The 13,627-nt window shown below is 71.6% G+C and carries 11 protein-coding genes; 5 read left to right on the forward strand and 6 right to left on the reverse strand.

The genetic code is table 11. The annotated features are described in order from the left end of the window. Window positions 1–22: 22 nt before the first annotated feature. Window positions 23–394, reverse strand: coding sequence for a helix-turn-helix domain-containing protein (locus AB0F17_RS03295; RefSeq protein ID WP_358015393.1), 372 nt, complete (start codon window positions 392–394; stop codon window positions 23–25). A gap of 69 nt (window positions 395–463) precedes the next feature. Between AB0F17_RS03295 and AB0F17_RS03300 the strand changes: the two genes are divergently transcribed. After that, entirely contained in the window at window positions 464–1,300 is an 837-nt protein-coding gene (locus tag AB0F17_RS03300; RefSeq protein ID WP_358015396.1) for an SDR family oxidoreductase, read from the forward strand. 4 nt (window positions 1,301–1,304) lie between these two features. Here the strand turns inward: AB0F17_RS03300 and AB0F17_RS03305 are convergent, their stop codons facing one another. The 3 genes from AB0F17_RS03305 to AB0F17_RS03315 all read right to left on the reverse strand — a co-directional run bounded on the left by AB0F17_RS03305 (window position 1,305) and on the right by AB0F17_RS03315 (window position 6,326). Further along, window positions 1,305–5,063 carry a hypothetical protein gene (locus tag AB0F17_RS03305; RefSeq protein ID WP_358015399.1) on the reverse strand — a complete coding sequence of 1,253 codons (3,759 nt, stop codon included), beginning with the start codon at window positions 5,061–5,063 and terminating at the stop codon, window positions 1,305–1,307. 178 nt (window positions 5,064–5,241) lie between these two features. After that, window positions 5,242–5,466 carry a translation initiation factor IF-1 gene (gene infA / locus AB0F17_RS03310; RefSeq protein ID WP_358015402.1) on the reverse strand — a complete coding sequence of 75 codons (225 nt, stop codon included), beginning with the start codon at window positions 5,464–5,466 and terminating at the stop codon, window positions 5,242–5,244. An 89-nt stretch (window positions 5,467–5,555) separates the two neighbouring features. Beyond that, window positions 5,556–6,326: a GNAT family N-acetyltransferase gene (locus AB0F17_RS03315; RefSeq protein ID WP_358015405.1), complete on the reverse strand. Its 771-nt coding sequence runs from the start codon at window positions 6,324–6,326 to the stop codon at window positions 5,556–5,558. 445 nt (window positions 6,327–6,771) lie between these two features. Here AB0F17_RS03315 and AB0F17_RS03320 point away from each other — a divergent pair, with 445 nt between their 5' ends. The 3 genes from AB0F17_RS03320 to AB0F17_RS03330 all read left to right on the forward strand — a co-directional run bounded on the left by AB0F17_RS03320 (window position 6,772) and on the right by AB0F17_RS03330 (window position 9,678). Continuing rightward, window positions 6,772–7,848 (forward strand): alpha/beta fold hydrolase, encoded by a 1,077-nt coding sequence (locus AB0F17_RS03320; RefSeq protein ID WP_358015408.1) that lies wholly within the window; start codon window positions 6,772–6,774, stop codon window positions 7,846–7,848. A gap of 88 nt (window positions 7,849–7,936) precedes the next feature. After that, window positions 7,937–8,695, forward strand: a complete 759-nt coding sequence (locus AB0F17_RS03325) for a hypothetical protein (RefSeq protein WP_358015411.1) — start codon at window positions 7,937–7,939, stop codon at window positions 8,693–8,695. Further along, window positions 8,692–9,678, forward strand: a complete 987-nt coding sequence (locus AB0F17_RS03330) for an LLM class flavin-dependent oxidoreductase (RefSeq protein WP_358015414.1) — start codon at window positions 8,692–8,694, stop codon at window positions 9,676–9,678. The genes AB0F17_RS03325 and AB0F17_RS03330 overlap by 4 nt, the downstream gene beginning before the upstream one ends. A gap of 45 nt (window positions 9,679–9,723) precedes the next feature. Here the strand turns inward: AB0F17_RS03330 and AB0F17_RS03335 are convergent, their stop codons facing one another. Continuing rightward, a complete protein-coding gene (locus AB0F17_RS03335; RefSeq protein WP_358015417.1) occupies window positions 9,724–10,452 on the reverse strand; it encodes a nucleotidyltransferase domain-containing protein in 729 nt (242 codons plus the stop codon). 178 nt (window positions 10,453–10,630) lie between these two features. On the opposite strand from AB0F17_RS03335, the gene AB0F17_RS03340 reads away from it, so the two are divergent. Further along, window positions 10,631–11,023, forward strand: a complete 393-nt coding sequence (locus tag AB0F17_RS03340; protein WP_358015420.1) for a hypothetical protein — start codon at window positions 10,631–10,633, stop codon at window positions 11,021–11,023. Window positions 11,024–11,086: 63 nt separating this feature from the next. On the opposite strand, the gene AB0F17_RS03345 is transcribed toward AB0F17_RS03340, so the two are convergent. Beyond that, window positions 11,087–13,489 carry an FAD-dependent oxidoreductase gene (locus tag AB0F17_RS03345; protein WP_358015423.1) on the reverse strand — a complete coding sequence of 801 codons (2,403 nt, stop codon included), beginning with the start codon at window positions 13,487–13,489 and terminating at the stop codon, window positions 11,087–11,089. Window positions 13,490–13,627 lie beyond the last annotated feature (138 nt).

The raw sequence follows: 13,627 nt of genomic DNA on the forward strand, positions 1-13,627 counted from the left end.
GCACGGGCACCCGGGGTGGGAACTAACGCCCCTGATAGCTCTCGCGGGCGGAGGTCACCTGGGGCATGCGGTCCTCCAGCCAGGAAATGAGGGGGACCAGGTGCTCGGCGGCTTCGCGGCCGAGCGGGGTGAGGCTGTATTCGACCCGGGGCGGGATCGTGTGCTCGGCCACGCGCAGCACCATGCCGTCGCGTTCGAGGGCCTGGAGGGTCTGGGACAGCATCTTCTCGCTCACCCCGTCGACGCGGCGGCGCAGCGCGTTGAAGCGGTAGGGCCCCTCGTGCAGGGCCGTCAGCGCCAGAATCGCCCAGCGGCCGGTGATGGTCTCCAGCACCGCGCGGGAGGTGCACTTGCGTGAGAAGACATCGGCCACCAGGTTCTCGAACTCCTCCATACGTGCTACCTTACGCCCTAGCAAGCACTTACGTTTCGAAAGTACTAACTTATAGGGGAGTACAGCATCATGATCGTGGTGACCGGAGCCAGCGGACATCTGGGCCGACTGGTGATCGAGGACCTGAAGCAGCGCGTGGCGGCATCGGAGATCGTCGCGGCCGCACGCACCCCGGAGAAGGCCGCCGACCTGGGCGTCGAGGTCCGGGAAGCCGACTACGACCGGCCGGAGACGATCAAGAGCGCGCTGCAGGGCGCCACCAAGGTGCTGCTCATCTCGGGCATCGACCCCCACCGGGCGCAGCAGCACGCCGCGATCGTGGACGCGGCCAAGGAGGTCGGCGCCACGCTCGTCTACACCAGCGCGCCCAAGGCCGACACCACCGAGGCCGGGCTCGCCGCCGATCACCGGGCCACCGAGGAGTACATCAAGGCGTCCGGCGTGACGTACACGATCCTGCGCAACAACTGGTACCACGAGAACTACGAGCAGTCGATCACGGTGGCCCCCCAGCTCGGCGCCGTCTACGGCGCCGCCGGCGACGGCCGGATCGCCTCGGCCTCCCGCGCGGACTACGCCGCGGGAACGGCCGCCGTGCTAGCCGAAACGGGCCACGACGGCAAGGTGTACGAGCTGGCGGGTGACACCGCCTGGACCCTCGCCGACCTGGCCGCCGAGATCGCCGAGGTCACCGGCAAGGAGGTCGCCTATCAGAACCTGCCGAAGGACGACTACGCGGGCGTCCTGGCCGGCGCCGGCGTCCCGGCTCCGTTCGCGGAAACCCTGGCCGACGTGGACGTCAACATCTCCCGTGGCTGGCTCGCCGACACCCCCGGCACGCTGACCGACCTCATCGGCCGCCCGACCAGGACGGTCGGCGAGTACGTCCGCTCCCTGCTCGGCTGACCACCTAAGGGCATACCTGCCGGAATTCCTCGCCGGACACGTAGCGCTGCCATTCGGCGCAGGTGAAGGAGCGGCCCGCGTTGGCGCATACCGTGGCGGCGGGGTCGGCGGGGGCGGCGACGTTCCACAGCCGCAGGGTCCGGTCGGCGCTCACCGTGGCGAGCGTGGTCCCGTCCGGGCTGTAGGCGACCCCGACCACGGTCTTCGCATGACCGGTCAGCGGGGGGCCGATCTGACGGAGGGTCGGCACATCCCAGAGCCGTACGGTGCTGTCCGCGGAGCCGGTGACAAGAGTCCTGCCGTCGGGACTGAACGCCATCGCGGCGACGACGTCGGTGTGACCGGTCAGGATGGCTCCGATCTCGCGCTGCCCCGCCACGTTCCACAGTCGTACGGTGCCGTCCTCCGCCGTGGTGGCGAGGGTCTCGCCGTCGAGGCTGAACGCCAGAGCGGTGTGGAAGCTCGTGACACCGGCGGGCAGCGGGGCGCCGATCTGGCGGTGCGTGGCCACGTCGAAAAGCCGCACGGTACGGTCGTTGCCCGCCAGGGCAAGGGTGGCGCCGCCGGGGCTGAACGCCATCGCCGGAACGAGGTCGGTGTGGCCGGGGACGGTGATGCGGGGCCCGACCTCGCGGTGGCCCACGACGTCCCAGAACCCGATGGAGCCGCCACGTACCCAGGTGGCGAGCAGCCTGCCGTCGGGACTCAACTCCGCGTTGGGCCCCAGAAGGGCGGCGGCGCCGATCTGACGGCGGGTCGCGGTGTCCCACAGTCGTACGGTGCCGTCGGTGCTCGCCGTGCTGAGTGTCCTCCCGTCGCGGCTGAATCTGATCGAGTGGACGACGGCGTTGGCGTCGGGCGCGGGGTCGCCTTCGGGGCGCGGGCGAGGGCCGGCTTCGCGCTGGGTGGCCACGTCGTAGAACCGGACGCCGCGATCGGCCTCGCCGGTGCCCAGGGCGACCACGGGGTCGGAGGCGGCCAGGGTCTTTCCGTCCGGGCTGAAGACGACGTCCAACGTGGCGGGCATCCCGGCGCCGAGCTGTCGGTGCACCCTCGGGTCCCACAACCACACCTTGCCGTCCCCGCCGGCGGCCGCGAGGGTTCGCCCGTCCGGGCTGAAGGCCACTCTCGCGACGTTCGACCGCCTGCCGGTCAGCGGCGGGCCCACCGGTTGGCGGGCGGCGGTGTCCCACAGCCTGGTCAAACCGTCCGCCCCGGTGGTGGCGAGCCTCTTCCCGTCCGGGCTGAAGGCCACCCCTCGGAAGCCGAGGCCGCTGCCGGGTTCGCGCAGGGCGCCGCCGATCTGCTTGCGGGTGGCGAGGTTCCACAGCCGGAGGGTCCGGTCCACGCTGATCGTCGCGAGGGTGGACCCGTCCGGGCTGAGGGACATGCCGGTGATGTCGCCGGTGTGCCCGGTGAGCGCCTTGCCGACCTGGCGGCGGGTGGCGACGTCCCAGATCCGCGCGGTGTCGTCGGCCCCGGCGGTGATCAGGCGTTTCCCGTCCGGGCTGAAGGCCACCTCCTTGACGGCCTTGCGGACGGACCCGTGGCCGGCGGGTCCGATGTCGGCTCCGATCTGGCGGCGGGCGGCCATGTCCCACAACCGGACGGCGCCCTCAGGGGTCGAGGTCGCGAGGGTCCTGCCGTCCGGACTGAACGTCATCGCCGACACCCCGTCCTTGGCGTCCAGCGGGCCGCCCAGCGGCCGGCGCGTGGACACGTCCCAGAACAGGACACCGGTGAAGCATGCCGTGGCCAGAACCTTCCCGTCCGGGCTGAAGGCCGCCTGGAAGGCCAGGACGCATAACTTCTCCTTGTGGACGATCTGGGCGCCGAGCTGCCGGTGTGACGCCGTGTCCCACAGCCGCACGACGCCGTCGTCGCCTCCGGTCGCGATGATCGAGCCGTCGGGGTCGAACAGCAGCTCGGTGACGGATCCGCGTTGCGCGGAGAAGACCCCCCGGTCCCCACGCGCCGCCGCGTCCAGCATGCGGTGGCGGGCCTCGGGAGTGCGGTCGATCCGCCACGCCGTCACGGCCAGCAGCGCGGACGTCACCGGGTCATCGGCGATCTCGCTCTCCGCGGCCAGTTGGCGCGAGAGCGCCAGCCGTCGCTGCCGGTCGGCGTTGTCCGCCTGCCGGTCGGCGTTGTTCGCCGCGTTGACGGCGGCGCCGGCGGCGACCAGGGCGAGCACCGACAGCGCCGCGAGACCGGCCATGACGAGGCGTCGGCGGCGGCCCGCCTGCCGCGCCGCCCCCGTGGATGCCGTGATGAAGCGCTCCACCGTGGGTCCGGGCGGCGGGAAACTGTCGGGGTCGCGATCCCAGCGGGGCCGGCTGTCCTGGACCGCCAGCAACCGGGCGCCCCGGTAGAGGAAGGCAGGGTCGCGGTGGTGCCCGGCCCACCGCGTGGCGTCCTCGACGAGCTGGTCGTACACCGCCTGCGCGGTCATGTCGGGTTCGAGCCACTGCCGCAGCGTGGGCCAGGCGGTCAGCAGGGCGTCGTGGGCGATCTCGGCGCTGTCCTCGTGCAGCGTGAGAAGGCGCCGGTCGGCGAACGCCGAGAGCAACTCCTCGACCTGGGCACGCCGCTGCGCCGATTGCGCGGACCCGGCGGCGTGGATCTCGGCCAGCGTCACCCGGCGCCGCGCCAGCCGCCCGCCCGTGGTGATCAGCGCCATCCGCCGGAAGATCCGCAGCGCGGCCTTGCGGTCCTCCGCCGGCAGCCGGCCGAGGACCTCGTCGGCCGTACGCCGCACGGAGTCGCGGACCCGGCCGGACTCCTCATAGCCCCGGGTGGTCAGCCTGCCGTTCTCGCGCCTCTCCCAGGTGTTGAGCAGGGCCTGCGACAGCAGCGGCAGGGAGGCGGCCTCGAACCCGTCGACGTACCCGTTCCCCGGCCCATCCCCCTGCACGCCGCCGACGCGCAGCTCACTCAGGATGATGTCCACCAGGCCGGGCTCGATCTCCAGGCCCACCGCGGCCGCGGGGCCGGTGATCGCCAGCCGCAGATCCGGCTCCGCCATCGGCTCGACGATGACCTGGCCGTCCTGGATGGCCTCGGCGAACTGCGGGTAGGCCGCACAACGGTCCCAGTAGTCCGCGCGCACCCCGATGATCACCCCTGCGCGCGGCGGGCCTTCGGCCATCGCCTGCAGGGCCCGTACGTACGCCTGGCGCTCCTGCTCGTCGGTCACCAGGGTGAACAGTTCCTCGAACTGGTCGACGACCAGGACGAAGCGGCCGGCCTCCGCGAGAGCCGCCCGCGGGTCGTCCCGGAGCGTCTCGTACACCGTCTCGACGTGCCCGCCATGCGTCTCCGTCCACGCCTGGGCCAGCGCGCGCAAGGGGTTCGCGGTGGGTGTGAGCAGCAGCCGGGGCCACTCCCCCGAGCCGGGCACCGGCAACATCCCCTCGCCCAGCGCCGGCATCAGACCGGCCCGCAACAGCGACGACTTGCCCACACCCGAGGCACCCGACACCAGCAGGACGCACCCGTGCTCCGCCAGCCTCGGCCCGAGCCGCCGCAGCAGGTTGTGGATCGCCCGCCGGCGCCCGAAGAACAGCTCGCTCCTGTCGCTCTCGAACGGCGCCAGCCCTTGGTACGGGCACTCCCCGTCCCATTCTCGGGACGACCGCCGCCGGGCGCCAGGCGGCTCCCGACGCCCGGCGCCAGGGGTCTCCCGCCGCCGAAGCGTTTCCCCTACCCGCGCACGCACCCATGCCAGCGCTTGACGGAGGCCACCCGCATCCCCTGTCCCCATGATCTCATTCTGGCCACGCACGGCCACACCGATCAACGTCGCTCACAGGTACGGGAGGCAGGCTCGCGCGCACATGAGATCCCCCGCCCGGATCGGACCTCACTCTGATTCCCGCAGCGAGCACATTTCCGATCCAGAGCGGAGACTGCTTTCCTCTTTCGACGCGTCCAGCCCGCCGCTACGTCCTGTATCGGAAGAGGATCCGGCCGCGGGTGAGGTCGTATGGGCTGAGCTCCACTAGCACCCGGTCATACGGCAAGATCTTGATGTAGTTCTTCCGTATCTTCCCGCTGATGTGCGCCAGCACTTTGTGCCCGTTCTCGAGCTCCACCCTGAAGTTGGCGTTGCGGAGGCACTCGACGACAGTGCCCTCGACTTCGATGCCGCCTGCTGTTCTTGTCATGTTTCTCGCACTTCTCCGGTCGGTGACTGTGAGGTCCGCGTGTGCTTCGAGCCCGGCCCCCTGGCGCGGTGATGCGGGGGGTGGGGGCGTCAGCGGAGCACGAACTCCAGGTTGCTGCTCGCCCGCCGGGCGCCGATGCCCTCGAACAGCGCCATGGCCGCCCCGTTGGATTCGTTCACTTCGGCCGATGCCGTTTCGATCCGGCAGCGGTGCAGCGAACCCAGCACGTGGGCGAGCAGCGCCCGAGCGATACCGCGGCGGTGCTGGTCGTGCCGGACCGCGATCAGCCCGATCCGTGGCTGCCGGGTCACCGGCGCCACCCGGATCAGTCCCACATATTCATCGGACTGTGCGGCCACCGCGTACTTCGACGGGTCCACCACGGTATCGCCGTCCGGGCGGGGCAACACCTCAGCCGGCATCTCCTGCCATCCGACGGTGGCCTCGACTTCGTCGCGAATCACGCGGTCCAACGCGCGCAGAGGACTTTCCTCCGCCTCGCCGACGGCCACTATCGTCACGCCCGACGGCGGCAGGACTGAGCCGAGCCCCGTGACCCGCGGGTCGGTGGGCACGAGGTACTCCCACTCGCGGCGTCGGGTCGTGAAGCCGGCTCGCTCCCAATGGGAGGCCAGGTCGAGGTCAGCCTCGTCAACCACCGTGTACAGCGGCTTGGGCAGGTCCGCCAGCATGGCATCGGCGAGTTGGTCGAAGACCGTGCCGTGCCACGCGTCGATGCTGAGGAAGATCCGCCCGTCGGGCCTGCGCGAAACATAGCCTCGGCCGACCATCCGGTCGTCCTCCACAGCGTGCCATTGCTTGTCCGCGACCCGCGTGACCACTACGGCATGCTCGCCCATGCCCGAAGTGAAATGCACAGAATTCATAGGTTGTTGCCTTTCGGGATTGCCTTGTCGAGGCGCTCCCGGCGACGCCTACGTCAATCGCCCGACCGTGACGGCAAGGGGGAGCACCCACATCGATACAGCGTTCATGGGTCTCACCTCCTGGTGCGATTTCACGGTCTGCGGGACGCTATCAGCCCTAGTGTCGTCCCGTCCAACCATTTTCCGCCGATGTGCTCATCTGCCGTGATCTGCTCGGCAGCACCGAATCGCGGGCGCTTGCGAGTACGTCGTCGCAGTTGCATGGCGCCGGGGCAGGCTCGCCACTGCCGCTCCCCCGCTTCGCTGGCGTCGTCCACTCGTGCTCACGTGAGCCACGCTCATCGCGGCAGATGAGTACGGCGTGGGATAGTGAGGTGCACACGAGATGATCGCGTCGGCCGCCCAGGGGAGGTCCGCCATGCGTCAGCCCGCGGTGCCGCGGACGGTCGACCGATTACCGCCTCACGACCTGCGTTTCCTCCCGCTGCCCACCGGAGGCCGGCTGGCCTATGCGACGATCGGTCACGGCCCGCCGCTGGTGGTACCCGCCGCCTGGATCGGCCACCTTGAGCTGATGTGGCAGGACCCGGCGGTGCGCGGCTTCTACGCGCCCCTCGCCCGGCGGCGGACCGTGGTGCTGTACGACAAGCCAGGCTGCGGGCTGAGCGACCCCCCACCGGGCCGCCAGACCCTCGACACCGATCTGGACGTGCTCGCGACGCTTGCCGACCATCTCGCACTGGAACGATTCGACCTGCTCGGTATCTCCATGGGCGCCCCGGTGTCGGTCGCCTTCGCGGCGCGCTGGGGCGCCCGGGTCGAGCGCCTCGTCCTGTACGGCGGCTACGCCGTCGGCGGCCGGATAGCCTCGCCCGAGCTCCGCGCGGCGGTGATGGACCTGGTGCGCGCGCACTGGGGACTCGGCTCGGACGTTCTGGCGGACATCTTCCTGCCTGACGGCAGCGCCGAGACCAAGGCGTGGTTCGCCGAGTTGCAGCGCGGCGCGACGTCCGCCGAGGTCGCCTGCCAACTGCTCGACCAGTGCTACCGGAACGACGTGGACGACCTGGTCGAAGGGGTTCTCACGCCGACGCTGGTGCTGCACCGCCGCGACGACCGGGCCATCCCGTACCGGCTGGGGCGCGAGCTGGCCGCCCGCATACCGTCCGCGCGGCTGGTCACGCTCAGCGGACGCAGCCACTTCCCGCACGCGGGCGACGCCCAGGCTCTCGTCCACGCGATCCTGGACTTCCTCGGCGAGCCGGGGGAGGCCCCACGCCCCTCGCCGGGGCACCCGCTCACCCCCCGGCAGGCGCAGGTCGCGGCGCTGGTCGCCGAGGGCCTGACGAACCGGCAGATCGCCGGTCGGCTGGGCATCCAGGAACGCTCCGCGGAGGGGCACGTGGAGCGGATCCGCGTGCGGCTGGGATTCCGCTCGCGCGCGCAGGTCGCCGTCTGGTGGGCGCAGGCCGACGGTGAGGTACCACTGAGGTAGCGGCGCGGGTGATTTCCCGCCTGACGGTGGGGCGGGGTCCCGCCTAGCCTCGGCACGACATCGACCACCGCCGAGGGGGAATCCGCCGATGACCGGTCCAACCCATGTCATCCACTTCGAATCGCGGTTCTGCGGACCGCCGGGCGTGGCCAACGGCGGCTTCGCCTGCGGCTCGCTGGCGGCACTCGCCGATGGGCCCGCCGAGGTCACCCTGCATCGCCCGCCGCCCCTGGACCGGCCGCTGGAGGTACGCGGCGACGCCGACGGCGGGCTGCTGATGGAGGACCGCGACGGCATGCTGCTGGCGACAGTGCGACGGAACACGGCCGAGATCGACCTGGAGGCGCCGGCCGCCATCACGCTCGCGCAGGCGCGGGCCGCGGCCGACCGAGCCACCTACTACGGCGACCCGGTGTTCCCGGGCTGTTTCGTCTGCGGCCCGGACCGCGCGGCGGGCGACGGCCTGGGGATCCTTTCCGGGCCTGTGAACGGCACCGGGACGTGCGCCGCGCCGTGGACGCCCGACTCCTCGGTCGCCGGCGACGACGGCCGGGTCCGGGCCGCCGTCGTGTGGGCCGCGCTGGACTGCCCCAGCGGGCTGGCCGCCCTGGAGGCGGCCGGCTTGCCCGGCGGCACCGCGATCGTCCTCGGGCGCATGAGGGCGCGGATCGACGCGCTCCCGCACGCGGGCGAGGCGTGCCACGTGGTCGGCTGGCCCTTGCGGCGCTCCGGCCGCACGCTGTCCGCCGCGTCGGTGCTGGTCGGCCCCGGCGGCCGGGTCATGGCGGCGGCCAGGACGGTATGGGTCACGGTGACGCGCGGCTTCGGCGTGGGCGGGGAGGGATGACGGCCCGGCGTCGCGGGGTGCAGCTGACCCCGATGGAGACCCGGCGCGAGGTGATTCTGGCGACCGCGCGGCTGGCCGACGAACTGGGGTACGAGGTGTTCGCCATGCCCGAGGGCTGGGGGCTCGACTCCACCGCGGTGCTCGCCGAGATCGCGCTGGCCACCAGGCGCATCGCCATCGCCTCGGGGGTCCTGTCGGTATGGGGACGCACCCCGGCCACGCTGGCGATGACCGCGGCCACCCTGCACGACATCTCCCGCGGCCGGTACGTCCTCGGGCTCGGCGCCGGCACCAAGGCGCTCGCGGAGGGCTTCCACGACGTGCCCTTCACCCGCCCGGCCGCCAAGCTGCGCGACAGCACCACGAAAGTGCGCGCACTGCTGGCCGGCGAACGCGCCCGGCTCACGGGGGCGACCGCGACCCGGCCCCTTCCCCTGGGCCGGCCGCCGATCCCGGACCTGCCGATCTGGCTCGCCGCGATGGGCTCGCGCACTCTCGCCGTGACCGCCGAGCTCGCCGACGGCTGGCTGCCCGTCTTCGTCGCCGCCGAACGCCTCGCCGGCTGGGCCGAGGACCTCCGCCGGACTCGCCGGCCCGTGGGTGACCGGCCGCTCACGGTCGCGGCCGGGCCGATGGCGATCGCCGACCGGGACGCCGGTGCCGCCCGGCAGGTGGCCGCGACGTACGCCGCCTGGTACCTGTGTGCCATGGGCGACGTCTACCCCCGCCTGGTCACCCGCCAGGGGTACGGCGCCGCCCTCCAGGCCGTCCGCGCCGCCAACCCGAAGCCCTCGCCGCGGCACGGCGACGTCCCCGCCGAGGCGCAGGTGGTCCTGGACCAGTTCACCGCCTATGGCGCGCCGGGCCGGATCGGCGAGCAGCTCGAGCGGTGGTCGCCGGCGGCCGACATCGTGATGATCGGACTGGCGCCGGGCCTGCCCTGGAACGCCATCGAGGCGACACTCCGGGCGGCGGCGCCGTGACCCGCCCGCTGCGAAGTCTGGTTCGGCGCGGCGGAGTTCTCCAGGTCAGTCGCTGCCGAGCGCCACGAACACCGACGTGGGCGGCTCCCAGTAGGTGATGCGGACCTGCCGCAGCCATTCCTCCACCACGGCGCGGTGGGGCTGGGCCGGCAGCGGTGTGTGCGCGGTGTCGAAGGCCTCCTCCGTGGTCGCCAGTAGCGTGCGCGCTTCCTCGGTCTCGCCGGCGGCGACCCGCTCACCGAACGCGCGGATGGCGTCGGGGTCGGGCAGCTGGATCGGCAGGTGGCCGGTCTCGTACAGTTCGCGGCCCTGGTGCAGGAGCCGGGCGAGATGGCGGGCGTGCTTCGCGGTGCGCTTACGGGTGTCGGCCGAGAACGAGCCGTCGCCGCGCTGTTCGAGGCGACGGAACTGCTGAGTGGCGTAGCCCAGGTAGGCGTCGCGGACGCGCGGCGCCGACAGGAACGCATCCCTGATCGCTATGAGCCGGTCACCGAGCAGGGTGCGTGTCTCGTACAGGTCGTCCGGCAGCCACAGCAGCTCCATCACGGTCGGGTTGCCGCCCAAGGTGAGCGAGCACCACTTGGCCGCCTCGTGCAGCGTCCGGTCCGGGTCGGTGGAGACGATGCTCTCCTTGGGGCGGGCCAGGCCGACCAGGTCGAAGGTGGGGGCGGCGTAGATGCCGAGCCGGTCAACGTCGCTGTCGGGCCCGGCCAGGCCGTACGCGGTCGATCCGACAACACCGGCGAGCAGCACGTTCGCGGGGGTGGCGGTCATGGTGTGTCCTCTGGGGGGTTGTAGCCGGGAAGTCCGGACAGGATGGTGGGCGGGTCTTCAGGTCTGGTCAGCGCTTCGCGGATCGGCTGGAGACAGCGAAAGCCAGGCGTGACGGGACGTCGGTCTTCCGTTTGGGGGTAACCAGCACCATGCGCACCTCCTCGGGGTGGCTATCAGGATGGACGTGATCACCCCGTTGACGCACACGGATTTTCCGCACGCTGGTCAGCGCGCCGGCCTCCCTGAGGATCTGCGGGACGCGGTGGGGCGGTATACGGGTGATGAGCAGCAGCCCGAACACAGCGAAAAATCGTCGGAGCGCGGCAGGAGGCCGAGTTTCGCCATGGCGCGGTTGAGGTGGGTCTTGACGGTGGCCTCGCTGACGCACAGGCGGGTGGCGCAGTTCGCGGGCGATGCGCACCCGTTCCTCAGTGACGGCGCGGCGCGCGTTGTCGTCCTGCTCGCGATGCGGGCGTTCGGTGAGGTGGGCGAGCCGCCTGTTGCGCTCGACCAGCGAGACGGCTACGGGCAGCACGCACAGGACGGACACGGCCGGCTAGCCACGGTGTAGAGCGCCAGAAGGGTCGACGCCCCGTTGAGCCTGGTGTCGTAGCCGGCCGCGAGCTGTCCGCTCCTAACCGCGCAGCCGGGTCATCGCCGGGTCGAACAGGGGCTCCTCGGCCACGACGGCGTCCACCCGCCGGTCGAAGTAGCCGACGTGGACGGTCTGGCCGGGGTTCGCGAGCGAGGCGGGCAGCCACGCGTAGGCGATCCCCTTGCCGATCGTGTATCCGTGAGCGGCGCTGGTGACGTAGCCGACCGGCCGCTCGCCGTCGTACACCGGCTCCCTGCCCATGACGACCTCGTCGGTGAGCAGGCAGGTCAGGCGGCGGCCGACCGACTCCTTGCGGGCGAGCAGCGCCTCGCGGCCGATGAAGTCGCCCTTGCCCAGCTTGACGGCGAACCCGAGGCCCGCCTCGTACGGGTCGTGCTCGAAGGTCATGTCGGTGCCGAAGGAGCGGTAGCCCTTCTCCAGGCGCAGGCTGGTGAAGGCGCCCCGGCCGGCGGCGATGACGCCGTGGTCCTGGCCGGCCTCCCACAGGGTGTCCCACAGCTTGAGGCCCATGTCCGCGGTGGTGTAGATCTCCCAGCCGAGCTCGCCGACGTAGGACAGGCGCAGCATGGTGACCGGCACGTTGCCGAGGTAGGCGTGGGTGCCGCGGAAGTAGCGCAGCGCGGTCAGGTCGGCGGTGGCCAGCGGCTGGACGAGGTCGCGGGCCCTGGGCCCCCAGAGGCCGATGCAGCAGGTCCCCGGGGTGAGGTCGCGGAGGTACACGTCGGCGGGCCGGTGCCGGTCGAACCAGTCGAGGTCGAGGTTGCCGTTGGCGCCGACCTGGAACTCCTGCGGGCCGAGGCGGGCCACGGTGACATCGCTGCGGATGCCGCCGTCGGCGTTGAGCAGCAGGCAGTACGTCACGGAGCCGACTGACTTGTCCACGTCGCCGGTGGTGAGGCGCTGCAGGAAGGCGACGGCTCCCGGGCCGCTGACCTCCAGGCGCTTGAGCGCGGTCATGTCGTACATGGCGACCGTCTCGCGGGTGGCCTGGGCCTCCGCGCCGACGATGGGCGACCAGTACCGCGCCGCCCAGTCTCCCGGCGTGGGGATGTCGCGGCCCCGCAGCAGCGGGGCGTTGGCGTCGTACCACTGCGGGCGCTCCCAGCCCGACGCCTCCAGGAAGGCCGCGCCGAGCTCCCGCTGCCGGGGGTGGAACGGGCTGGTACGCAGCGGACGGGGGTCCTCCATCGGCTGGAGGGGGTGGATGATGTCGTAGACCTCGACGTAGTTCTGGCAACCGCGGGCCCGCACGTAGTCGGGCGCGAGCTGGTGCGGCTCGAACCGGTTGACGTCACATTCGTGCAGGTCGAACGTCGTGCAGTGGCCGTCGACGAGCCACTCGGCCATCGCCCGGCCGACTCCGGCGGAGTGGGTGACCCAGACGGCCTCGGCCACCCAGAAGCCCTCGACCTCGCGCGACTCGCCCATCAGCGGCAGGTGGTCGCTGGTGAAGGAGAACAGCCCGTTGATGCCGTCCTCCACCTTGGCGGAGCGCGTGGACGGGAGCAGTTTCTGGGTCTGTGTCCAGGCTTCGGCGAAGTCGTCGGGGGTGAAGGTGAGCACGGACGGCATCACCTCGGCGGCGTCGACGGACACGATGTCGTCGGAGCTGATCGGCATGGGCCGGTGACCGTAGTAGCCGATGCCGAGCGTGTCGTAGCGCTCGCGGTAGTACAGGTCGGCGTCCTGGTGGCGGAGGATCGGCCGCGACGCCTCGACGGTCTGGCCCGCCAGGTCGGGCACCTGCCCGGTCCAGGCGAGCTGGTGGGCGAGAGGGGTGAGCGGCAGCTCCATCCCGACCATGCGGGCGACCCGCGGGCCCCAGATCCCGGCGCAGCACACCACGATGTCGGCGGGGATCTCGCCCTGGTCGGTCACCACCGCGGTGACCCGGCCGCCCTCGCTCCTGATGTCCAGCACCTCGTGCCTGGCCAGCACGCGCACGCCGCGCTCCTGTGCCCGCGCGAGCTGCGCGTCGACCGCCTTGACCGCCTTGGCCAGCCCGTCGGTGGGGATGAACAGGCCGCCGAGCACCTTGTCGCGGTCGAGGAGGGAGTGCTTGGCCACACTCTCCTCCGGCGAGAGCAGGTGGCTCTCGATCCCCCAGGAGGTGGCCCAGCCGTGGCGGCGCCGCAGCTCGGCGAGCCGCTCGGGGGTGGTGGCCACCTCGAGCCCGCCGACCTGGAGGAAGCTGTCCAGCTCGACGAACTTCTCGATGGTGTAGCGGGCCATCTCGGTCATGGTCTTCGATCCGTTGATCTGGAACACCAGGCCTGGGGCATGGGAGGAGGAGCCGCCGGTGGCGGGCACGTCTCCCTGATCGACGACCGTGACGCCGGTCCAACCGCGGGCGGACAGCTCGTCGGCCAGAGCCGCGCCGACCACACCCGCGCCGATGATGACGACGCTCGGGCCCGTCATAGCCACCTCCGTTGTTGCCTAATATGCAACCAAACGCACTTTCCGCAACAAGCGTCGCTCGCCGCGTTCCGGGTGTCAAGAGTGCGTTGTGTCTTATTCCCTATGGTTTGTACGGCCGCGACGAACCGCCTCCAGACG

The organism is Nonomuraea sp. NPDC026600 (assembly GCF_040638335.1).
Lineage (GTDB): Bacteria > Actinomycetota > Actinomycetes > Streptosporangiales > Streptosporangiaceae > Nonomuraea.